Origin of the sequence: Kitasatospora sp. NPDC004615, assembly GCF_042873545.1 — a bacterium.
In the GTDB taxonomy this organism is placed as follows: domain Bacteria; phylum Actinomycetota; class Actinomycetes; order Streptomycetales; family Streptomycetaceae; genus Kitasatospora.
In genome coordinates this window covers 1-20,198 of record NZ_JBIALQ010000009.1, presented here as the reverse complement: position 1 = coordinate 20,198, position 20,198 = coordinate 1, and the positions used below count along the sequence as shown (strand labels likewise).

General features: G+C 71.6%; 19 protein-coding genes. 15 read left to right on the top strand and 4 right to left on the bottom strand.

The window, feature by feature from the left end:
* The first annotated feature begins 228 nt into the window (after positions 1-228).
* Positions 229-948, top strand: a complete 720-nt coding sequence (gene fabG / locus ACFYS8_RS28205) for a 3-oxoacyl-[acyl-carrier-protein] reductase (RefSeq protein ID WP_387646039.1) — start codon at positions 229-231, stop codon at positions 946-948.
* A gap of 2 nt (positions 949-950) precedes the next feature.
* A complete protein-coding gene (gene fabI, locus ACFYS8_RS28200) occupies positions 951-1,718 on the top strand; it encodes an enoyl-ACP reductase FabI (protein WP_387646037.1) in 768 nt (255 codons plus the stop codon).
* A 309-nt stretch (positions 1,719-2,027) separates the two neighbouring features.
* Here fabI and ACFYS8_RS28195 read toward each other — a convergent pair whose 3' ends face one another.
* Positions 2,028-2,693 carry a FadR/GntR family transcriptional regulator gene (locus tag ACFYS8_RS28195; RefSeq protein ID WP_387646035.1) on the bottom strand — a complete coding sequence of 222 codons (666 nt, stop codon included), beginning with the start codon at positions 2,691-2,693 and terminating at the stop codon, positions 2,028-2,030.
* Between the two features lie 77 nt (positions 2,694-2,770).
* Here ACFYS8_RS28195 and ACFYS8_RS28190 point away from each other — a divergent pair, with 77 nt between their 5' ends.
* The 3 genes from ACFYS8_RS28190 to ACFYS8_RS28180 all read left to right on the top strand — a co-directional run bounded on the left by ACFYS8_RS28190 (position 2,771) and on the right by ACFYS8_RS28180 (position 4,834).
* Positions 2,771-4,063, top strand: coding sequence for an MFS transporter (locus ACFYS8_RS28190; RefSeq protein WP_387646033.1), 1,293 nt, complete (start codon positions 2,771-2,773; stop codon positions 4,061-4,063).
* 10 nt (positions 4,064-4,073) lie between these two features.
* Positions 4,074-4,196 carry an SGM_5486 family transporter-associated protein gene (locus tag ACFYS8_RS28185; protein ID WP_387646030.1) on the top strand — a complete coding sequence of 41 codons (123 nt, stop codon included), beginning with the start codon at positions 4,074-4,076 and terminating at the stop codon, positions 4,194-4,196.
* Positions 4,197-4,306: 110 nt separating this feature from the next.
* Entirely contained in the window at positions 4,307-4,834 is a 528-nt protein-coding gene (locus ACFYS8_RS28180; RefSeq protein WP_387646029.1) for a SixA phosphatase family protein, read from the top strand.
* A 53-nt stretch (positions 4,835-4,887) separates the two neighbouring features.
* On the opposite strand, the gene serB is transcribed toward ACFYS8_RS28180, so the two are convergent.
* Entirely contained in the window at positions 4,888-6,150 is a 1,263-nt protein-coding gene (gene serB / locus ACFYS8_RS28175; RefSeq protein ID WP_387646027.1) for a phosphoserine phosphatase SerB, read from the bottom strand.
* A gap of 209 nt (positions 6,151-6,359) precedes the next feature.
* On the opposite strand from serB, the gene ACFYS8_RS28170 reads away from it, so the two are divergent.
* The 3 genes from ACFYS8_RS28170 (at position 6,360) to ACFYS8_RS28160 (ending at position 11,033) form a co-directional block, all read left to right on the top strand.
* Positions 6,360-9,149, top strand: coding sequence for an FHA domain-containing protein (locus ACFYS8_RS28170; protein ID WP_387646025.1), 2,790 nt, complete (start codon positions 6,360-6,362; stop codon positions 9,147-9,149).
* Between the two features lie 107 nt (positions 9,150-9,256).
* The gene (locus tag ACFYS8_RS28165; protein WP_387646022.1) at positions 9,257-10,396 is read left to right on the top strand and encodes a GAF domain-containing sensor histidine kinase; all 1,140 of its coding nucleotides are present in this window, start codon (positions 9,257-9,259) and stop codon (positions 10,394-10,396) included.
* Positions 10,389-11,033 carry a response regulator gene (locus ACFYS8_RS28160; RefSeq protein WP_387646019.1) on the top strand — a complete coding sequence of 215 codons (645 nt, stop codon included), beginning with the start codon at positions 10,389-10,391 and terminating at the stop codon, positions 11,031-11,033. Before ACFYS8_RS28165 ends, ACFYS8_RS28160 begins: the two co-directional genes overlap by 8 nt.
* An 8-nt stretch (positions 11,034-11,041) precedes the next feature.
* On the opposite strand, the gene ACFYS8_RS28155 is transcribed toward ACFYS8_RS28160, so the two are convergent.
* The gene (locus ACFYS8_RS28155) at positions 11,042-11,839 is read right to left on the bottom strand and encodes a hypothetical protein (RefSeq protein ID WP_387646017.1); all 798 of its coding nucleotides are present in this window, start codon (positions 11,837-11,839) and stop codon (positions 11,042-11,044) included.
* Positions 11,840-11,971: 132 nt separating this feature from the next.
* Here ACFYS8_RS28155 and ACFYS8_RS28150 point away from each other — a divergent pair, with 132 nt between their 5' ends.
* The 6 genes from ACFYS8_RS28150 (at position 11,972) to ACFYS8_RS28125 (ending at position 17,646) form a co-directional block, all read left to right on the top strand.
* Complete coding sequence (locus tag ACFYS8_RS28150; protein WP_387646015.1) at positions 11,972-12,763, top strand: ABC transporter ATP-binding protein; 792 nt, start codon at positions 11,972-11,974, stop codon at positions 12,761-12,763.
* Positions 12,764-12,883: 120 nt separating this feature from the next.
* On the top strand, positions 12,884-13,297 hold the full coding sequence (locus ACFYS8_RS28145; protein WP_387646651.1) for an NfeD family protein: 414 nt from the start codon (positions 12,884-12,886) through the stop codon (positions 13,295-13,297).
* Positions 13,298-13,307: 10 nt separating this feature from the next.
* Positions 13,308-14,333 (top strand): SPFH domain-containing protein, encoded by a 1,026-nt coding sequence (locus ACFYS8_RS28140; protein ID WP_387646012.1) that lies wholly within the window; start codon positions 13,308-13,310, stop codon positions 14,331-14,333.
* A 150-nt stretch (positions 14,334-14,483) separates the two neighbouring features.
* Positions 14,484-15,248, top strand: a complete 765-nt coding sequence (locus ACFYS8_RS28135) for a sulfite exporter TauE/SafE family protein (RefSeq protein ID WP_387646009.1) — start codon at positions 14,484-14,486, stop codon at positions 15,246-15,248.
* Positions 15,249-15,294: 46 nt separating this feature from the next.
* Positions 15,295-15,591: a 4a-hydroxytetrahydrobiopterin dehydratase gene (locus ACFYS8_RS28130; RefSeq protein ID WP_380486166.1), complete on the top strand. Its 297-nt coding sequence runs from the start codon at positions 15,295-15,297 to the stop codon at positions 15,589-15,591.
* A gap of 99 nt (positions 15,592-15,690) precedes the next feature.
* Complete coding sequence (locus tag ACFYS8_RS28125; RefSeq protein ID WP_387646004.1) at positions 15,691-17,646, top strand: PQQ-binding-like beta-propeller repeat protein; 1,956 nt, start codon at positions 15,691-15,693, stop codon at positions 17,644-17,646.
* A 73-nt stretch (positions 17,647-17,719) separates the two neighbouring features.
* Here the strand turns inward: ACFYS8_RS28125 and ACFYS8_RS28120 are convergent, their stop codons facing one another.
* Positions 17,720-18,229, bottom strand: a complete 510-nt coding sequence (locus ACFYS8_RS28120; protein WP_387646002.1) for an HNH endonuclease — start codon at positions 18,227-18,229, stop codon at positions 17,720-17,722.
* A gap of 216 nt (positions 18,230-18,445) precedes the next feature.
* On the opposite strand from ACFYS8_RS28120, the gene tyrS reads away from it, so the two are divergent.
* A complete protein-coding gene (tyrS, locus tag ACFYS8_RS28115) occupies positions 18,446-19,711 on the top strand; it encodes a tyrosine--tRNA ligase (protein WP_387646001.1) in 1,266 nt (421 codons plus the stop codon).
* Positions 19,712-20,198: the final 487 nt, after the last annotated feature.

Below are 20,198 nucleotides of genomic sequence, written 5' to 3'. Positions count from 1 at the left end.
CGCTCGAAAACGGTGCCCGGACTCTCCGGAACACCCCCGGGGCAACGGCCACCACCGGCCGGGCGTTCCCCACGCCCGACCCGCACCCGGATTGTCGGGATGCGACAGAACACACCCGGCAATGCCTGTCCAAGGCCGCTTCGCCCGAGCTCGCACCCTACCGATAGCGTCACAGATGGCTACGCGTGCGATCGGCACGCGCACATCGAGTAGGGAAGAGGTGGACCGTTGAGCCGCTCGGTACTGGTCACCGGAGGTAACCGGGGCATCGGCCTCGCCATCGCCCAGAGCTTCGCCGAGGCGGGCGACAAGGTCGCCATCACCAGCCGCAACGGCGAGGTCCCGGCGGAGCTCGCCAAGTACGACGTCCTCGCCGTGCGTGCCGACATCACCGACACCGAGCAGGTCGACGCCGCCTTCACGGAGATCGAGGCCGCCCACGGCCCGGTCGAGGTCCTGGTCGCCAACGCCGGCATCACCAAGGACACCCTGCTGCTGCGCATGTCCGAGGACGACTTCACCTCCGTCCTGGACACCAACCTCACCGGCACCTTCCGGGTCGTGAAGCGCGCCGCCGCCAAGATGCTGCGCGCCCGCAAGGGCCGCGTGGTGCTGATCTCCTCCGTGGTGGGCCTCAGCGGCTCCGCCGGCCAGGCCAACTACGCCGCCTCCAAGGCCGGCCTGGTCGGCTTCGCCCGCTCGCTGGCCCGCGAACTCGGCTCCCGCAACATCACCGTCAACGTGATCGCGCCCGGCTTCGTCGACACCGACATGACCGCGGTGCTCAGCGAGGAGCGCCGCAAGGAGATCGTCTCCGGCGTCCCCCTGGGCCGCTACGCCGCCCCCGCCGAGATCGCCTCGGCCGCGCGGTTCCTGGCCTCCGACGAGGCCGCGTACATCACTGGAGCCGTCATTCCCGTGGACGGCGGATTGGGCATGGGTAACTGACCATGACTGGAATTCTCGAAGGCAAGCGGATCCTGATCACCGGTGTGCTGATGGAGTCCTCCATCGCCTTCCACACCGCGAAGCTCGCCCAGGAACAGGGCGCCGAGATCATCCTCACCGCCTTCCCCCGGCCCAGCCTCACCGAGCGCATCGCCAAGAAGCTGCCCAAGCCGGTCAAGGTCCTGGAGCTCGACGTCTCCAACCCCGAGCAGCTGGCCGGCATCGCCGACCAGGTCCGCGAGCACCTGCCGACCCTGGACGGCATCGTCCACTCCATCGGCTTCGCCCCGCAGGACGCGCTCGGCGGCAACTTCCTGGACACCCCCTGGGAGTCCGTCGCCACCGCCATGCAGGTCTCCGCGTACTCGCTGAAGTCCCTCACCACCGCGCTGCTCCCGCTCATGCAGGACGGCGGCGCCGTGGTCGGCCTGACCTTCGACGCGCAGTTCGCCTGGCCGCAGTACGACTGGATGGGCCCGGCCAAGGCCGCCCTCGAGTCCACCAACCGCTACCTCGCCCGCTACCTCGGCGAGCGCAACATCCGCTGCAACCTGGTCTCGGCGGGCCCGATCGGCTCGATGGCCGCGAAGTCGATCCCCGGCTTCCCGGACCTCGCCGCCACCTGGGACTCCCGCTCCCCGCTCAAGTGGGACCTCACCGACCCGGAGCCGGCCGGCCGCGGCGTCGTCGCGCTGCTCAGCGACTGGTTCCCGAAGACCACCGGCGAGATCGTCCACGTGGACGGCGGGCTGCACGCCATCGGTGCCTGAGGCAGACGAGTAGCACGACCAGGGGCTCGGGAACTGTTAGGCAGCCGAGCATGCACAACCTGGGGCTCGGGAACTGCTTGGCAGACGAGCATGCACAACAGGGGCTCGGGGAACTGCGACGCCGAGCTGCTGGTGGTCAGGGATATCGGTAGGTCGTGACTGCTACCGGTAAAAGACGGGACCCGAAACGACGGGACCAATCCGCGCCCTGTTGATCACCAGCAGTCTCGGCCCCGCCGTTCCCCGGGCCCCTGTTGTGGCTCCCGCCGTTCCCCGCGCAGCTGTTGTGGCTCCCGCCGTTTCCAGGGCTCAGCTCTTGCATCTGCCAATCGCCCGGCCCGCCGCCTCGGCGGCCTTCTCCGCGTCGCCGGACCTGATCGCGTCCAGGATGTCCGAGTGCGAGACCCAGCGGTGGGGGAGCAGGTCGGGGCCGACGTCGTGGCGGAGGTGGGCGAGCAGGACCTCGCCGAGGTCGGCGTAGATCGCGGCGAGGACGTCGTTGTGGGCGGCGGCCACCACCGCGTGGTGGAAGGCGGCGTCGGCCTGGATGAAGTCCTCGGGGATGCCGGCGTGCCAGGCGGCGTCGCGGCGGGCCAGGGCGGCGTCGAGGAGTTCGAGGTCGCGGGCGGTGCGGCGGGTCGCGGCGAAGCCGGCGGCGGAGGTTTCCAGGGTGGCGCGGAGTTCGGCGACCTGGCTCTGGTCGGCGTCGGCGAACCGGCGGTGCATCACGCCGGCGAGTTCGCTGGTGGCGAGGACGTAGGTGCCGGAGCCCTGGCGGATGTCGACCAGCCCGTTGTGGGCGAGGGCGCGGACGGCTTCGCGGATGGTGTTGCGGGCGACGCCGAGCTGGTCGACGAGTTCCGCCTCGGTGGGGATGCGTGATCCCACCGGCCATTCGCCGGAGGTGATCTGGGCCCGGAGTTGGGCGATCACCTGGTCGGAGAGCGGGGTGCGGCGAGTGGTCGACAGCGCCAAGGTCGGGCTCCTTCTGTGGTTTACGTCATCAGGATACCGGGGCGACTTAAGTCATCCCATGATTCTATGATTACGCCATGTCTACCGCAGCAGACCCCTCAGCGACCGGGACCGAGAACCCTCGACCAGCCCCAACGTCCAGCGCCACCGTCACCGCCGCCGGCCCCCCGTCGGTGGTTCGCAACGGCGGAGCCGTCCTGCTCGCCGTCGGTGTGGCCGCCGCCGCCGTCAACCTGCGTCCCGTGGTGACCAGCCTCGGCGCGCTGCTCGACCCGGTCCGCGAGGGCCTCGGGATGAGCGCCACGGTGGCCGGCCTGCTCGCCGCGGTGCCGCCGCTGTGTTTCGCGCTGCTGGGCTTCGCCGCTCCGGGTCTGGCCCGCCGACTGGGCCCGATCACCGTGGTGACGGCCGCGATGGGCGCCATCGCGGCCGGTGTGCTGGCCCGTTCGTTCACCGGTTCCACCGCGGTGTTCCTGCTGCTCACCGCGCTGGCGCTGGCCGGAGTGGCGCTGGCCAACGTGCTGCTGCCGGTGGTGATCAAGCGGTACTTCCCGGACCGGGTCGGTCCGATGATCGGCCTGTACTCGATGGCGCTGTCGGTCGGCACCTCGCTGGCCGCCGCGACCACCGTCCCGCTGGCCCACGCGCTCGGCGGCTCCTGGCGGCTCGGCCTCGGCGTCTGGGCGCTGCCCGCCGTGCTGGCCCTGGCGCTGTGGCTGGTCGTGCTGTTCGTGCGCCGGGACAAGGGCACTGCGGTGGCCCCCGCCGCGCAGGCCCACACCCGGCTGCCGATCCTGCGCAGCGGCACCGCCTGGGCGCTGGGCGCGTTCTTCGGCCTCCAGTCCACCAGCGCGTACAGCACGATGGGCTTCCTGCCGAAGATCTACCACGACGCCGGCGTCTCGGAGTCCGCGGCCGGTGTGCTGCTGGCGGTGGTGATGGCGATCAGCGTGCCGGTCTCGTTCGTGCTGCCCAACCTGGCCGCCCGGGGCGGCGACCAGCGGATGTACGTGGTGGTGCTCGGCCTGTGCGGCATCGCGGGCTACCTGGGCCTGATGCTGGCCGCCGGGACGGTGCCGTGGCTGTGGGCGATCCTGGTCGGCCTGTCGATGTGCGCGTTCCCGCTGGCGCTGACCATGCTCGGCCTGCGCGCCCGCACCCCGGGCGGGGTGGCGCAGCTGTCGGCGTTCGCGCAGAGCCTGGGCTACCTGATCTGCATCCCGGGCCCGATCCTGATGGGCGCCCTGTACGAGAACACCGGCGAGTGGTACCTGCCGCTGGGCCTGCTGGCGCTGCTGCTGGTGCCGCAGATCCTGGTCGGCGTGCGCGCCGCCCGGGCCCGGCACATCGAGGACGAGGTGGTCGGTTAGGCTCGGCGACATGCCAGTTCTCGAACCGAATCCCCAGGGCGGCCAGAAGAAGCTGCTGCAGATGCTCGGCCTGATCGCCGCCATCGTGGTGGTGATCTCGATCGTCGCGTCGATCGCCTCGAACATGGGCTGATCCGACAGGTGCCCGCCGTCCGTGCCGGACCGGTGGAGCTGCCACCCGCAGGGGTGGCAGCTTTCCCGACCCCGCGCCCGGGCGGCGGTTTTCTGCGAAGCTCTAGGGGTATGAGCGCCGACACTCCTCGTAGGATCATCGTTCTTCGTCATGCCCGGGCCGACTGGCCCAACCAGGTCGACGACCACGACCGCCCGCTGGCCGACCGCGGGCGCGGCCAGGCCTCCGAGGCCGGCCGCTGGCTCGCCGACTCCGGCGTCAATCCCGACCACGTCCTGTGCTCCACCGCGCTGCGCACCCGGGAGACCTGGAAGCTGGTCGCCCACGAGCTGCCCAAGCGGCCCCGGAAGACGGTCTACGAGGACCGCGTGTACGAGGCCCAGCCCGGAAAGCTGATCGAGGTGATCCAGGAGACCCCGGAGGAGCACAGCGACCTGCTGCTGGTCGGCCACAACCCCGGCGTGCTGGGCCTGACCCAGGTGCTGGCAGGCGACGAGGGCGACGCCGAGGAACTCAACCGGATGCGGTTGAACGGCTTCCCGCCCGCCGCGGTGGCGGTGCTCAGCTTCGACGGCCCGTGGAAGCTGGTCGAGCCCGGCGTGGCCCGGCTCGAGTCGTACTTCATGCCACAGGACTGAAGGCAGACCGAAGGGGCGGGGTCCGCGGACCCCGCCCCTTCGGTATTGGTCGATCAGTCCCCGGTGGGCGCGCCGTCCAGCTCGTCGGCCGCCTCGACCTCCTCGCGGGTGACGCCCAGCAGGTACAGCACGGTGTCCAGGAACGGCACGTTCACGGCGGTGTCGGCCTGCTCGCGGACCACCGGCTTGGCGTTGAACGCCACGCCCAGGCCCGCCGCGTTCAGCATGTCCAGGTCGTTGGCGCCGTCGCCGATCGCCACCGTCTGCTCCAGCGGCACCCCGGCCTGCTCGGCGAACCGGGCCAGCCAGCGGGCCTTGCCGGCCCGGTCGACGATCTCGCCGGTGACCCGGCCGGTGAACTTGCCGTCCACCACCTCCAGGGTGTTGGCGGCCGCGAAGTCCAGGCCCAGGCGGTCCACCAGGTGCTCGGTGACCTGGGTGAAGCCGCCGGAGACGATCGCCACCTGGTAGCCGAGCCGCTTCAGGGTGCGGATCAGGGTCCGGGCACCCGGGGTGAGCCGGACCTCCGAGCGGACCTTCTCGGTGACGGCCGCGTCCAGGCCCGCCAGCAGCGCCACCCGGGCCCGCAGCGACTCGGCGAAGTCCAGCTCGCCGCGCATCGCCTGCGCCGTCACCTCGGCGACCTGCGCCTCGCAGCCCGCGTGGGCGGCGAACAGCTCGATCACCTCGTCCTGGATCAGCGTGGAGTCGACGTCCATCACCACCAGGCGCTTGGCCCGCCGGTGCAGCCCCGAGCGGACCACCGCGATGTCCACCCGCTGCACGGCGGCCTCCGCCGCCAGCACCGCGCGCAGCTCCTCGGTGGGCACGCCGGAGATGGTCAGCTCCACCGCCGTCACCGGGTACTTGGCCAGGCGGAACACCCGGTCGATGTTGCCGCCGGCCTCCGAGACCCGGGCCGACAGCGCCGCCACCGCGGCCGCGGTCAGCGGGTGGCCGAGCACCGTGACGTGCGAACGGCCCTCGCGGCGCGGACGGTTGTCGCCGGTGCCGGAAATGATCTCGGCCTGGAGCCGGTGCTCCTCCGCCCAGCGGTGCACCGTCACCCGCAGGTCGCCCTCGGCACCCGCCGCGGGCGGGGGAGTGACCAGCGCGCACAGCGTTATCCGGCCACGCGTGACCACCTGCTCGATGTCGATCACCTCGACCCCGAAACCGGCGAGCTGGGTGAACAGGCCCGCGGTGATGCCGGGGCGGTCCTTGCCGAACACCTTGACCAGCAGCGTTCGCTCGGTGTCGGTGCTCACGGGCGGCGCGGCGGAAGGGGCCTGAGCGGCCGGATCTGTTGCGTTCATGGTGCCCCCCACGCTACCCGGAGCGTCCCCGCGCGAGCCGCCCGCGTCCGGGTCGTGGGACACCCGGCGGACACCCCAGCAGGTCCGCGAGCGGTAGCCGGGCGGTCACAGAACCGTGTACCGGGTTTTGGACAGACCGACCCGGCTGGAATGATTCCCCCCGTCAGATGCAACATCCTGGGGGACCGGAGAGCGGGGCGGGCGGAGAGTTGCCGCAACTCGTACTTGAAATCGACGGCCGGCAGCGGGTACTCGAACCCGGCCGTGCCTACACCATCGGGCGTGATCCGGCGTCGGACTTCCTGTTCGACGACGCCAGGGTCTCCTGGCGGCACGCCACCATCAGCTTCGACGGCGCGAGCTGGCAGTTCACCGACCACGGCTCGACCAACGGCACCTTCGTGGCCGGCGCCCGGGTCGAGCAGAGCGCCCTGCACCCCGGCACCGTGGTGCACCTCGGCAACGGGCAGAACGGCCCCCGGCTGGCCTTCACCGCTCCCACCGCCGCGCCCGCGCAGCCCGGACCGCTGCACGAGGCCGTCACCAGCCGGGCCCCCGGGCCGCAGGCGCAGCCGCCGTACCAGCAGCCGCCCGTCGGCCAGCCGCCGGTCGGACCCGGCCCGGCCGCCCGGCCCGGCCAGTGGCAGCAGCCGGCCGAGCAGCCGATCCCGCAGGGCTGGGACGCACCCACCCCGCGGCCCGGCTTCCCGCAGCAGCAGAGCTTCCCGCCGCCGCAGCAGCAGGCCCCTCACCAGCAGCAGGGCTTCCCGCAGCAGCAACAGGGTTTCCCGCCGCAGCAGGCCTTCCCGCAGCAACAGGGCTTCCCGCCGCAGCAGCAGCCCGTCCCGCAGCCGCCGTTCCCGCACCAGCAGCAGGCCGCGCAGCAGCAGTTCCCGCCGCCGCAGCAGTTCCAGCAGCCGCAGCCGCCCGTGCAGCAGCACCCGGCGGCCCCGCAGCAGGCCGGGCCGGCCGGCGGGCTCGGCAACCCGACCATGGTCCGCAGCCTGAGCGGCGGGCGGACCATCCGGATCGGCCGCGCCCTCGACAACGACATCGTGGTCTCCGACCTCCAGGTCTCCCGGCACCACGCCGAACTGCGCCAACTGCCGGACAACCGCTGGGAGATCGTCGACCTCGGCAGCCACAACGGGATCTTCCTGAACGGCCAGCCGACCCGTCGCCAGCTGATGGGCCCGCAGGACCGGCTGACCGTCGGCCACTCCTCCTTCGTGCTGGTCGGCGACCAGCTGCAGGAGTTCGTCGACAACGGCGCCGTCACCTTCTCCGCCCACCACCTGACCGTCGAGGTCGACTTCAAGGGCGGCAAGAAGACCCTGCTCGGCGACGTCTCGTTCTCCGTCCCGGAGAAGTCCCTGGTCGCGGTGATCGGCCCGTCCGGCTCCGGCAAGTCCACCCTGCTGCGCGCCCTCACCGGCTACCGGCCCGCCGACCGCGGCGACGTGCTGTACGACGGCCGCAACCTGTACCGGCAGTTCGCCGAACTGCGCTCCCGGATCGGCCTGGTGCCGCAGTCCGAGATCCTGCACAAGGAACTCACCGTCCGCACCGCCCTCAAGTACGCGGCCCGGCTGCGCTTCCCCGGCGACACCGAGGCCGCCGAGCGCGACCGCCGGATCGACGAGGTGCTGTTCGAACTGCGCCTCGACAAGCGCGCCGACAACCGGATCACCGCTCTCTCCGGCGGCCAGCAGAAGCGCGTCTCGGTGGCGCTGGAACTGCTCACCAAGCCCTCGCTGATCTTCCTGGACGAGCCGACCTCCGGCCTCGACCCGGGCATGGACCGCGAGGTCATGCAGACCCTGCGCGGCCTCGCCGACGACGGCCGCACCGTCCTGGTCGTCACCCACTCGGTGGCCGAACTCGCGCTCTGCGACCGCCTGTTGGTGATGGCCCCCGGCGGCTCGGTGGCCTACTTCGGCCCGCCCGCGGAGGCCCTGCACTTCTTCGGCTACGAGACCTGGGCCGACGTCTTCCAGGCGTTCGAGAACTTCCCCGACCACGACTGGGCCGGCCGCTACCGCAACTCGGTGCACCACCAGAAGTACTCGGCCAACGTGGACGCCGCCGTTACCCAGGCCCAGCCGAACGCGCTCACCCAGCTGCGCCCGCCCAAGGCGCAGAGCTGGGGCTCGCAGCTGTGGACGCTGATCCGCCGCTACCTGGCGGTGATCGCCTCCGACAAGGGCTTCATCGCGCTGTCACTGATCCTGCCACTGGTACTCGGCGCGGTCTCCGCGGTGATCCCCGACAAGTGCGGCCTGGCGCCCTGCAACAACGCGGCCGGCCGCAACGACGTCGCCCGCCTGATCCTGATGGTCGTCGCGTTCTCCGCCTGCCTGTCCGGCTCGGCGAACTCGGTCCGCGAACTCATCAAGGAACGCGCGATCTACGAACGGGAACGCGCCACCGGCCTGTCCCGGTCCGCGTACCTGGCCTCGAAGTTCATCGTGCTCGGCGCGATCAGCTTCCTGCAGGGCGGCATCATCTCCGCGATCGCGTTCAAGGTCCGCAAGCTCCCCGCCGAGGGCCTGATCTTCAAGCACCTGCCCGCGGTCGAGATGTCCATCGGCGTGATCCTGCTCAGCTTCACCTCGATGATGGTCGGCCTGGCGATCTCCTCCCTGGTCAAGACCTCCGAGAAGACCATGCCGCTGCTGGTCATGTTCGCCATCGTCCAGATGGTCTTCACCGGCGCGATCTTCCAGCTGTTCGACAAGCCCGGCCTGGAGCAGCTCGGCTGGCTGATGCCCGCCCGCTGGGGCGTCGCCGCCAGCGGCAACACGCTCGACCTCGCCCACATCTCACCCGTGGTCGTGGCCAAGCCCCCGGAGACCGCCCCGCTCGACAAGCTCTGGGACCACTCCGCCGGCATCATGTTCCTCAACTGGACCGTCATGATCCTCATCTCGGTCGGCCTGGCCTTCGCCATCCAGCGCTTCCAGAAGCGCCACGAGCCCGAGGTCATGCAGAAGGGCTGACCACTCGCACGTCGCGCACAAGGGCTGGGGAAGCACGTTTCCCCGGCCCTTCGACGTAGGTCCCCCGCCCGAGGCGTAGGCCGTGAGCGCGGCGGTAGCGTGGCGGCATGGAGAGTCCCGGGTGCGATCCCTCGCTGGAGGGGATCGAGGCGGTCAGTGCGGCCGTGCTGGCGATGAGCCGACCGCTCGAGGTGCGCGAGGTGCTGCGCCGGATCACCGCCTCGGCGCGCACCCTGCTGGGCGCCGAGTACGCCGCGCTCGGCGTGCCGGACGACCACGGCGGGTTCGCGCAGTTCGTGGTCGACGGCGTCAGCGACGAGACGTGGCGGGCGATCGGCCCGCTGCCGCGTCAGCACGGCGTGCTCGCCTCGATGCTGCACGACCGCGAACCCACCCGGCTGAAGGACGTCCGCACCGCGCCCGCGTTCGGCGGCTGGCCGGAGGCCCACCCGGCCATGACGGACTTCCTCGGCATGCCGATCATGGACGGGGACGAGGTGGCCGGCGCCCTGTTCCTGGCCAACAAGCCCGGCGGCTTCACCGAGCACGACGAGGCGCTGCTGCGGATCCTGGTCGCCCACGCCGCGCTCGCCCTCGGCAACGCCCGGCTGTACGAACGCAGCCGCGAACTCACGCTGTCCGGCGAGCGCGCCAGGATCGCCCACGACCTGCACGACGCCGTCTCGCAGAAGCTCTTCTCGCTGCGCCTCACCGCCCGTGCCGCTGCCAAACTCGTCGACCGCGCCCCGGCCCGGGCCCGCGACAACCTCGCCGAGGTCGCCCGGCTGGCCGCCGAGGCCGCCGACGAACTGCGCGCCGTGGTGATCGAGTTGCGCCCCGCCGCGCTGGAGGAGGACGGCCTGGTCGCCACCCTCGCCTCGCAGATCCAGGTGCTCGACCGGGCGCACAGCGCCACCGTGAACTTCACCGCCACCGGCGTGCGCGCGCTGCCGGCCGGTCAGGAGTCGGCGGTGCTGCGGGTCGCCCAGGAGGCGCTGCACAACGCGCTGCGGCACGCCCAGGCGAAGGCCGTCACCGTGACCCTGACCGGCACCCCCGGTCGCGGCGTCCGGCTGACGGTCGCCGACGACGGCCGCGGCTTCGATCCCGAATCCGTTCGCCGGGCCGGCCGCCACCTGGGCCTGGTGTCGATGCGTGACCGGGCCGCCGCGGTCGGCGGCCGACTGTCCTTGGAGTCCGCCCCTGGCCGGGGCACCCTGGTCGAACTGGAGGTCCCCGGTGCCTGACACCACGTCACCGATCCGCGTCCTGCTGGTGGACGACCACCAGGTGGTCCGGCGCGGTCTGCGCACCTTCCTGGAGGTGCAGGACGACATCGAGGTGGTCGGCGAGGCCGCCGACGGTGCGGAAGCCGTCGAACGGGCCGGCGAGCTCGCCCCCGACGTGGTGCTGATGGACGTCAAGATGCCCCGGGTGGACGGCATCGAGGCACTGCGGCTGCTGCGCGAACAGGACAACCCCGCCAAGGTGCTGATCGTCACCAGCTTCACCGAGCACCGCACCATGGTCCCCGCCCTGCGGGCCGGCGCGGCCGGCTACGTGTACAAGGACGTCGACCCGGAGGCGCTGGCCGGGGCGATCCGTTCGGTGCACGCCGGCCACGTCCTGCTCCAGCCCGAACTCGCCGCCGCGCTGCTCGTCGAGGACGTCCCCGCGCCCGCGCAGGGCCGCGGCGGCAGCCTCACCGACCGCGAGCGCGAGGTGCTCTCGCACCTCGCCGACGGCCGCTCCAACCGGGAGATCGCCCGCGCGCTCCACCTGTCCGAGAAGACCGTGAAGACCCACGTCAGCAACATCCTGATGAAGCTGGACGTCGCCGACCGCACCCAGGCCGCGCTCTGGGCGGTGCGCAACCAGGGCTGAGGACCCGCTCAGCCCCGTTCGTCCACGATCGAGTTGTACGCCGCGACCTGGGCCCGCCTGGCGGTGCGGTCCAGCGGGGCGAGGATCTCCCGGCGGGCCGTCATCTCGGAGGCGGAGACGGCCGCGCCGTGGCCGCCCGCGGCGATCCCCAGCAGCGCCGACACCTGCCGGGCCGACTCCAGCACCCGCACCGCGCGCTGTGGGTAGCCCGGCGCGAGCAGCTTCTGGTGGCCGCGGCGGCGGAACCCCTCCAGGGCGCGCAGCGTCTGCGGCCCGGCCCCCGCCACGTCCAGCCGGGTCAGCATGACGGTGGCCTGCCGCAGGCCGTCCGCGAGTTCGCGCTCCGCCTCGTCCAGCGAGGGCACGTCGGCGGGCAGCGCGTCGTTGACCGGCAGGCACTGCCACAGCACCCGCACGCCCTGGTCGCCCTCCGGGCCGTACACCTCGACCTCCGGCACCAGCCCGTACGGGACGCCCACCGCGAGGACGGCCTCCTGGGCGCCCATCGCCAGCGCGTTGAAGGCCGGCGGCCCGGTCAGCCCGAGCGGGTGCCCGGCCACCGGCAGCGCCAGCCGCAGGCCCTTCGCGCCCAGCACGCGCAGCTTCCCCAGCGCCCAGGTGAGGCCGTGCAGCGAGTCCGGCGGTTCGCCGGGAAGGCCGGTCACCCGGTGGGCGTCGTCGTCGCCCTGGACGGCGGTGGCGGCGTCGTCGGGGGAGCAGGCACCGGCCAGCAGCGCGTTGCCCCAGGCGGTGAGTCGTCCCGAACGAGGCTCTTGGTACGGATTGTCGGCAGGAGTCGCGAGCATCGGACCAGCCTACGGACAACCGGGCGGGGCGGGTGGCGTAGGTTTGGCCTGACACAGGTTGGACCGCACCCCGAGGACCTTCGCGCAGGTTCCACGGACGGCCGGATTCTTGCATTTGGGGAAGGCGTAGGCATGAGCGACGTGCTGGAGCTGGTGGACGTTTCCGTGGTCCGGGAGGGGCGCGCACTCGTCGATCACGTGTCCTGGACGGTCAAGGAGGGCGAGCGCTGGGTGGTGCTCGGCCCCAATGGCGCGGGCAAGACGACGCTGCTCCAGATCGCCGGCGCTTACCTGTTCCCGAGCTCGGGCCAGGCCGTCGTGCTCGGCGAGAAGCTCGACCAGATCGACGTGTTCGAGCAGCGCGCCCGGATCGGTCTGGCGAGCGCCGCCATGTTCGACAAGCTGCCGGGCAACCAGACCGTGCTGGAGTCGGTGCTGACCGCCGCCTGGGGTCTGACCGTGCACGGCAAGGAGACCTACGAGAAGCCCGACGAGGCCCGCGCCCTGGTGCTGCTGGACCGGCTCGGCATGGCCGGCTTCACGGACCGCAAGTTCGGCACCCTCTCCGAGGGCGAGCGCAAGCGCACCCTGATCGCCCGCGCCCTGATGACCGACCCCGAACTGCTGCTGCTGGACGAGCCCGCCGCCGGCCTCGACCTCGGCGGCCGCGAGGACCTGGTGCGCCGCCTCGCCGCGCTCGCCCAGGACGAGTTCGCGCCGTCCATGGTGATGGTCACCCACCACGTGGAGGAGATCGTCCCCGGCATGACCCACGTGCTGATGATCCGTCAAGGCAAGATCATGACGGCCGGGCCGATCGAGACCACCCTCACCGCCCGCAACCTCTCGCACTGCTTCGGCCTGCCGCTGACCCTGGAGCGGCGCGGCGACCGCTGGACCGCGCAGGGCCTGCCGCTCGGCTGACGGCCGGATCCGGTACGTGCCGGGACCGGTCGCACACCTGGCCGGTTTCCGCACCTCCAGCTGCGGGAAGCTACGCCTGAAGAGCTCGAACTTCCCTAGGATGGACGCGTGGACGGCTGGATCTGGTGGCTGCTGCTCGCAGTGGGCCTGGGCATTCCGCTGGTGGTGACCGCGATGCCCGAATTCGCCATGTTCGCGGTCGGCGCCGGGGCGGCCGCCCTGACGGCCGGCCTGGGTGGCGGTGTGGTCCCGCAGTTCCTGGTGTTCGTCGGAGTGTCGGCGGCGCTCCTGGTGTTCGTACGCCCGATCGCCTACCGCCAGCTGAAGCAGGGCCCGGGCTACCGCACGGGCGTGGAGGCGCTGACCGGCGCCACCGCAGTCGTACAGGAAACAGTCGACGGAGGGGAGGGCGGCCGGATCAAGCTCAACGGCGAGATCTGGTCCGCCCGGGCGCTCCACCCGGGCTCGGTCTTCGAGCCCGGCCAGCAGGTCGACGTCGTCGAAATCCAGGGCGCGACCGCCCTGGTCGTCTAGGGGAGAAGCGTTGGAACCCGTCCTCATCGTGCTGATCGTCCTGGTCGTGGTGGCCTTCATCGCCCTGATCAAGACGATCCAGGTGATTCCGCAGGCCAGCGCCGCGATCGTGGAGCGCTTCGGCCGTTACACCCGCACCCTCAGCGCCGGCCTGAACATCGTGGTGCCGTTCATCGACACCATCCGCAACCGGATCGACCTGCGTGAACAGGTCGTCCCGTTCCCGCCGCAGCCGGTCATCACCTCGGACAACCTGGTCGTCAACATCGACACCGTCATCTACTACCAGGTGACCGACCCGCGGGCCGCGACCTACGAGGTGGCCAGCTACATCCAGGCCATCGAGCAGCTCACCGTCACCACGCTGCGCAACATCATCGGCTCCATGGACCTGGAGTCCACCCTGACCTCCCGCGAGGTCATCAACGCCGGTCTGCGCGGCGTCCTCGACGAGGCCACCGGCCGCTGGGGCATCCGGGTCAACCGGGTCGAGCTCAAGGCCATCGAGCCGCCGACCTCCATCCAGGACTCGATGGAGAAGCAGATGCGCGCCGACCGTGACAAGCGCGCCGCCATCCTCACCGCCGAAGGCGCCCGGCAGGCCCAGATCCTGCGCGCCGAAGGTGAGAAGCAGGCCGCCGTCCTCCAGGCCGAAGGTGAGGCCCAGGCCGCGGTGCTGAAGGCCGACGGTGAGGCCGCCGCGATCCGGACGGTCTTCGAGGCCATCCACGAGGGCGACGCCGACCAGAAGCTGCTCGCCTACCAGTACCTGCAGACCCTGCCCGAGCTCGCCAAGGGCGACGCCAACAAGCTGTGGATCATCCCCAGCGAGGTCGGCGACGCGCTCAAGGGCCTCGGCGGCGCGTTCCAGGGCGCCACCGGCGGCGGCAAGGGAGGCCCCGAGGCCACCGCCGTCCCCCCGGCCGCCGCCCGCGTCCCCGTCGACCCGGCCAGCGCCCCGCGCCCCGTGGACACCGACAAGACGCTCCGCCCCCGGGTCGAGCCCACCCGCGAGTACCCGAAGTTCGACGAGTAGTCAGCCGCGCTCCGCAGGCCCCGCCCGATCCAACGGGCGGGGCCTGCGCGCGTGTTGGGGCCGGATCGCGATTCGGACACCCTCTGGCGGAACGCCGAACCGCTCCGGCATGATCAACCGGCCCGACAGCAGCCAACGAGGGGAAAGCGGATGACACTGTGGGAGGCGCTCGCCGTCCTGCTCGCCGGAACCGCCGCCGGCACCATCAACGCCATCGTCGGCTCCGGCACCCTGATCACCTTCCCCGTGCTGCTCGCCATCGGCCTGCCACCCGTCACCGCCAACGTCTCCAACACCCTCGGCCTCGCCCCCGGATCGCTCGCCGGCGCGATCGGCTACCGCGCCGAACTCGCCGGCCAGGGCCGCCGCCTGATCCGCTACGGCGCCGCCTCGCTGACCGGCGGACTCATCGGCGCAGCGCTGCTGATCGTGGCCCCCGGCGCCTTCGACGCCGTCGTCCCCGTGCTCATCCTCACCGCCCTCGTCCTGGTCGTCCTGCAACCCCGGGTCGCCCGCGCGATGGCCGCCCGCCGCGCCGCCGGCACCCTCCCGCCCGCCACCGACGGCGGACCACTGCTGCTCCTGCTGATCGCCCTCACCGGCGTCTACGGCGGCTACTTCGGTGCCGCCCAGGGCGTCCTGCTGCTCGCCCTGATGGGCATGCTGCTCCCCGACACCCTGCAGACCGTCAACGGCATCAAGAACGTCCTCGCGCTGATCGTCAACGGCGTCGCCGCGATCTTCTTCGTCCTCACCTCCACCGTCGACTGGACCGCCGCCGGCCTGATCGCCGTCGGCTCCACCCTCGGCGGCATGCTCGGTGCCAAGGTCGGCCGCCGCCTCCCGCCGGTCGCGCTGCGCACCCTGATCGTCCTGGTCGGACTCGCCGCCGTCACCAAGCTGCTGTTCTTCTGACAGCTCCCTAGGCTTGCCCCGACAACCACTCGGACGGAGACCGCACATGAGCCGCACCCGCCTCAGCGAGGACCAGATCACCGCCGCCCTCGCCGACCTTCCGCACTGGACCCGCACCGGCGAGGCCCTCACCCGCACCGCCGAGACCGCGAGCTTCCCCACCGCGATCAAGGTCGTCGACGCCGTCGCCGAGCAGGCCGAGGCGCTCGACCACCACCCCGACATCGACATCCGCTGGCGCACCCTCACCTTCGTCCTCAGCACCCACAGCGCGGGCGGCCTGACCGGCCTCGACTTCACCCTCGCCCACCTGATCGACCAGGCCCTCGACACCACCTCCTGACCCACCGTCCCGTCCCCGGGCAAAGCCCCGGCCAAAACCCGTCCGCCGGGCGTGAGATGCTGGCTGCTTGCCAGACCGCAGTTGGGACGGACGGAACGCATGGCTCAGGAACCCTCCACGACCCCCGGGTACGACCAGCAGCAGCCCTGGTACCCGCAGCCGCAGCCGTCCTACGGCGAGCAGCAGGCGTACGGGCAGCAGCCGGTCCACGGCGAGCAGCCGGCCTACACCGAGCAGCAGCAGGCCTACGGTGGCTACCCGCAGCCCGGGGGACAGCTGGACGCGGCCGCCCAGGAGCAGCTCTACGGTCGGCCCGACCAGGCGTACCAGCCGCAGGGCTACGACCAGGCGTACGGGCAGCAGCAGGGCTACCCCGAGGGCTACGTCGACCAGCAGACCTACGGTCAGCAGCAGCTCTACGCAGGGCAGCAGCAGGACTTCGGCGGCTACCAGCAGCCCGGCGTGTACGTTGACCCGGCCGCCCAGCAGTACGCCCCGGCCGACCCGTTCACGCAGCAGGAGACTCCGGCGCCGGGCGCGTTCGCCGAGCCCGCCGCCGAGCCCGGCCCGGTCACCGCCAGCGACTACCCGCAGACCAGCGCCGCCGACCCGTTCGCGCCCGGCGCCGATGGCACGTCAACTCCGCCGACGCACGCTGCCGATGACGCCGAGCCGCCGGCCGGCGGGCTGGTCTCCCGGGCCCGCGCCGCCGTCACCGCCGGCCCGGGCGCGCCCAGCAAGCGCGGCCTCGCCATCCGGATAGGCGCCGGCGTCGCCGCGCTCGCCGTGCTGGCCACCGCGGCCGTGCTGGCCACCTCCGACAGCGACAGCGGCAAGTCCGGCGCCGACAAGGGCACCCAGGGCACCACCCAGAACATCGCGGTCGCCCACACCAAGGCCTGGACCGCCAACACCGATCCGGCCGCCGCCGGAGCCCAGGGCGCCGACGACACCCTGGTCGGCAGCTGGCTGCTCGCCGACGCCGTGGTCCGTGCCGACGCCACCGGCGTGCACGCCTACAACCTCGCCGACGGCAAGCCCACCTGGACGCTCGCCCCGCCCGCCGACGGCGCCGTCCCCTGCGGACTGTCCCCGAGTGTCAACTCCGGCGGCATCGGCGCCGTGGTCTACCGACCCGCCGCCGACCCGAAGAGCCCGTGCAGCACCGCCGCCGCCGTCGACACCAAGGCCGGGAAGATCACCTGGTCCAAGACGCTGTCCGACGCCAAGGAGAAGTACGCCGCCCACGTCGCCGTCACCGACGACAAGGTGATCGCGGTCGGCTACGACAAGGCCGCCGCCTGGGCCGCCAACGACGGCTCCGAGGCCTGGCAGTACACCGGCCAGGGCAAGTTCTGCACCCTCTCCGGCAGCGCCGGCCCCACCACCGTCCTGCTGCACAGCCGCTGCGCCGATTCCACCCCCGGTGACCAGGCCGTCGCGCTGAACGTCTCGGACGGCAAGGTGAAGTACTGGCGGGGCCTCAACAACCAGCCCACGACCGTCACCGTGCTCTCCGCCGAGCCCGCCGTGGTGCTCACCACCGGCAGCCAGCCGGCTGACGACCGGGTCTTCGCCTGGGGCGCCAACGGTGACCCCGGCGTCGAGATCCAGCTCGGCGTCGAGGGTGGCGGCCGCCTGGACGTCGCCCGCGGCAGCTTCGCCGCCGTCCCCGGCGTCCACTTCCAGGGCAGCACCATGTTCGCCGCGGTCGTCCCCGACGGCGGTGGCAACCCCACCGCGATCACCGCCTACGACCTCGGCACCGGCAAGCAGCAGTGGCGCACCCCCATCGCCGAGAAGGGCAAGGCGCACCCCGCCGGCGTCGACAACAGCGGCCTGCTGGTCGCCGTCGACGAGCGCGCCGACCAGCCCGCCCACCTCAGCCGCTTCGCGGTGGCCGGCGGCCAGGAGACCCAGGGCGGCGCCTTCCCGCAGGGCACCGGCTCGCTGCTCTCCGCGGGCCGGGTGTTCACCACCTCCGGGCACGTGGTCGCCGTTCCCGAGCACGCCGCCAACTTCGGTATCGCGACCGGCTTCACCAGCAAGAGCTGACCCGCAGCCGATCTTTCGCCCGCATGCCGACGGGCCCGACCTGTCCCCTGATCAGGTCGGGCCCGTCGGCCTTTCACGCGCCCGCAGGCAGCCAGGCGGCCAGCTCTCCGAGCTCACCCGCCCGCAGCCCGAGCGCGAGCATCAACGTCGCCTCCGGCGTCGGTTCGAACGGCCGCCGCAGCAGCCGCATCCCGGCCTGCTCCGGCGTCCGGTCCGCCTTGTGCTGGTTGTCCTCCGCGCAGGCCGCCACGGTGTTCAGCCAGCTGTCCGCACCGCCGCGCGACCGGGGCACCAGGTGGTCCACGGTGGTGGCCCGCCGCCCGCAGTACGCGCACCGGTGCTGGTCCCGCGCCAGCACACCCCGCCTCGACCACGGAGCCTGTTGTCGGAACGGCACCCGCACGTACCTGGTCAGCCGGATCACCCGCGGCACCGGCACCTGAACCCCCGAGCCGCGCACCACCCGCAGCGGATGGGCCTGCTCGACCACCGCCTTGTCCTGCAGGACCAGCACCACCGCACGGCGCAGTGGCACCGTGGTCAGCGGTTCGTAGCTCGCGTTCAGGACAAGGGTGTTGCGCATGACGGGCCACCTCCGGTGCTCGCGGCCGCCGGTCGGCGGTGGCACAACTGTGGCCGCCCGCCACGTCTCGAACAACGGAATTTCCGTCCCGCCCGGTGACCTGTCCCCGAACCCCCGGGTCACGACCGCGTAGGCTCTACCCCGCTGGAACTGTCCAGGCGCGCAGCCCACCAGGGCCGCACCGCGCCGGACCCACGACCGAAGGAGACGCGGACCGTGACCGACATCGTCGACGAGCTCCAGTGGCGAGGGCTGATCGCCCTGTCCACTGACGAGGACGCACTGCGCAAGGCGTTCGCGGACGGCCCGGTCACGTTCTATTGCGGATTCGACCCGACCGCGCCCAGCCTGCACCTCGGCAACCTGGTCCAGATCCTGACCATGCGCCGCATCCAGCAGGCCGGAAACCTCCCGCTCGGCCTGGTCGGCGGCGCCACCGGCCTGATCGGCGACCCCAAGCCCACCGCCGAGCGCGTCCTCAACGACCCCGAGACGGTGGCCGGCTGGGTCGAGCGCCTGCGCGGCCAGATCTCCCGCTTCCTCGACTTCGAGGGCGAGTACGCCGCGCGCATGGTCAACAACCTGGACTGGACGTCCGGCATGTCGGCGATCAGCCTGCTGCGCGACGTCGGCAAGTACTTCCGGGTCAACAACATGATCGCCAAGGAAGCGGTGGCCCGCCGTCTCAACTCCGACGCGGGCATCAGCTACACCGAGTTCAGCTACCAGATCCTGCAGGGCATGGACTACCTGGAGCTCAACCGCCGCTACGGCTGCACCCTGCAGACCGGCGGCAGCGACCAGTGGGGCAACCTCACCGCCGGCACCGACCTGATCCGCAAGGCCGAGAGCCGCTCCGTGCACGCCCTCGCCACCCCGCTGATCACCAAGGCCGACGGCACCAAGTTCGGCAAGACCGAGTCCGGCACCGTCTGGCTCGACCCCGAACTCACCACCCCCTACGCCTTCTACCAGTTCTGGCTGAACGCGGACGACCGGGACGTCGCCAAGTTCCTGCGCATCTTCTCCTTCCGCTCCCGCGAGGAGATCGAGCAGCTGGAACGCGACACCGCGGAACGCCCCGCCGCCCGCCTCGCCCAGCGCGCCCTCGCCGAGGAACTCACCACCCTCGTCCACGGCGCCGAGCAGTACGAGCGCGCCGTCGCCGCCTCCAAGGCCCTGTTCGGCCAGGGCGACCTCGCCGACCTCGAACCCGCCACCCTGGCCGCCGCCCTCGCCGAGGTCCCCAAGGCCACCGTCACCGAACTCGGCCAGCTCGTCGACCTCCTGGTCGAATCCGGCCTGGCCCCCAGCCGCTCCGGTGCCCGCCGCACCATCAAGGAAGGCGGCGCCTACCTCAACAACGCCAAGGTCACCGACGAGGAGGCCGTCGCCACCACCGACGACCTGCTGCACGGCCGCTGGCTGGTCCTCCGCCGCGGAAAGCGGAACCTGGCCGCGGTCGAACTGGCCGGCGCCTGATCGCTCCGCGGCAGGTGCTCTCCGGCTCCTTCTAGTAGTCGGATGGCTTGAAACAGACCGCAGTTGACCTGTGGCGCACACTTCGAGGGGCCGGATCCAGCCAGATCCGGCCCCTCGAGGTTTGACTCGTCCGTCCTAGTGACCTAACGTAGTCCGAGTCGCCTGAACCGGACGTGACCGGGAGGCGGCCCCCCAAACCCTCGCTGAGCGACTCGTCGCGCGCCTATTCGAAAATTCGAGTGGAAATGCGGAACGAATAACTCTGCTAGAGTTCGGGAGCGCCGAAAGGCAAAAGCGAATCGGATCGAATTGAAACTCCGGAAAACGGAGCGGAAAACATCTGATAAGCTGGAAACACGAAAGAACGAAGCGCCCGGAGGGCCTGCTGGAAAGCAGACCGAAGGAAGTGTCCGTTCCTTGAGAACTCAACAGCGTGCCAAAAGTCAACGCCAGATATGTTGACATCCCCGGCCGATCCTACTGGATC

What these genes read in the sequence shown, in the direction of transcription:
- serB (WP_387646027.1), bottom strand. Translation starts at nt 6,150, where the DNA reads ATGAACGCAACAGATCCGGCCGCTCAGGCCCCTTCCGCCGCGCCGCCC.
- ACFYS8_RS28185 (WP_387646030.1), top strand. Translation starts at nt 4,074, where the DNA reads ATGCCAGTTCTCGAACCGAATCCCCAGGGCGGCCAGAAGAAGCTGCTG.
- ACFYS8_RS28135 (WP_387646009.1), top strand. Translation starts at nt 14,484, where the DNA reads ATGACACTGTGGGAGGCGCTCGCCGTCCTGCTCGCCGGAACCGCCGCC.
- ACFYS8_RS28120 (WP_387646002.1), bottom strand. Translation starts at nt 18,229, where the DNA reads ATGCGCAACACCCTTGTCCTGAACGCGAGCTACGAACCGCTGACCACG.
- ACFYS8_RS28190 (WP_387646033.1), top strand. Translation starts at nt 2,771, where the DNA reads ATGTCTACCGCAGCAGACCCCTCAGCGACCGGGACCGAGAACCCTCGA.
- fabI (WP_387646037.1), top strand. Translation starts at nt 951, where the DNA reads ATGACTGGAATTCTCGAAGGCAAGCGGATCCTGATCACCGGTGTGCTG.
- ACFYS8_RS28155 (WP_387646017.1), bottom strand. Translation starts at nt 11,839, where the DNA reads ATGCTCGCGACTCCTGCCGACAATCCGTACCAAGAGCCTCGTTCGGGA.
- ACFYS8_RS28150 (WP_387646015.1), top strand. Translation starts at nt 11,972, where the DNA reads ATGAGCGACGTGCTGGAGCTGGTGGACGTTTCCGTGGTCCGGGAGGGG.
- ACFYS8_RS28125 (WP_387646004.1), top strand. Translation starts at nt 15,691, where the DNA reads ATGGCTCAGGAACCCTCCACGACCCCCGGGTACGACCAGCAGCAGCCC.
- ACFYS8_RS28130 (WP_380486166.1), top strand. Translation starts at nt 15,295, where the DNA reads ATGAGCCGCACCCGCCTCAGCGAGGACCAGATCACCGCCGCCCTCGCC.
- ACFYS8_RS28165 (WP_387646022.1), top strand. Translation starts at nt 9,257, where the DNA reads ATGGAGAGTCCCGGGTGCGATCCCTCGCTGGAGGGGATCGAGGCGGTC.
- ACFYS8_RS28180 (WP_387646029.1), top strand. Translation starts at nt 4,307, where the DNA reads ATGAGCGCCGACACTCCTCGTAGGATCATCGTTCTTCGTCATGCCCGG.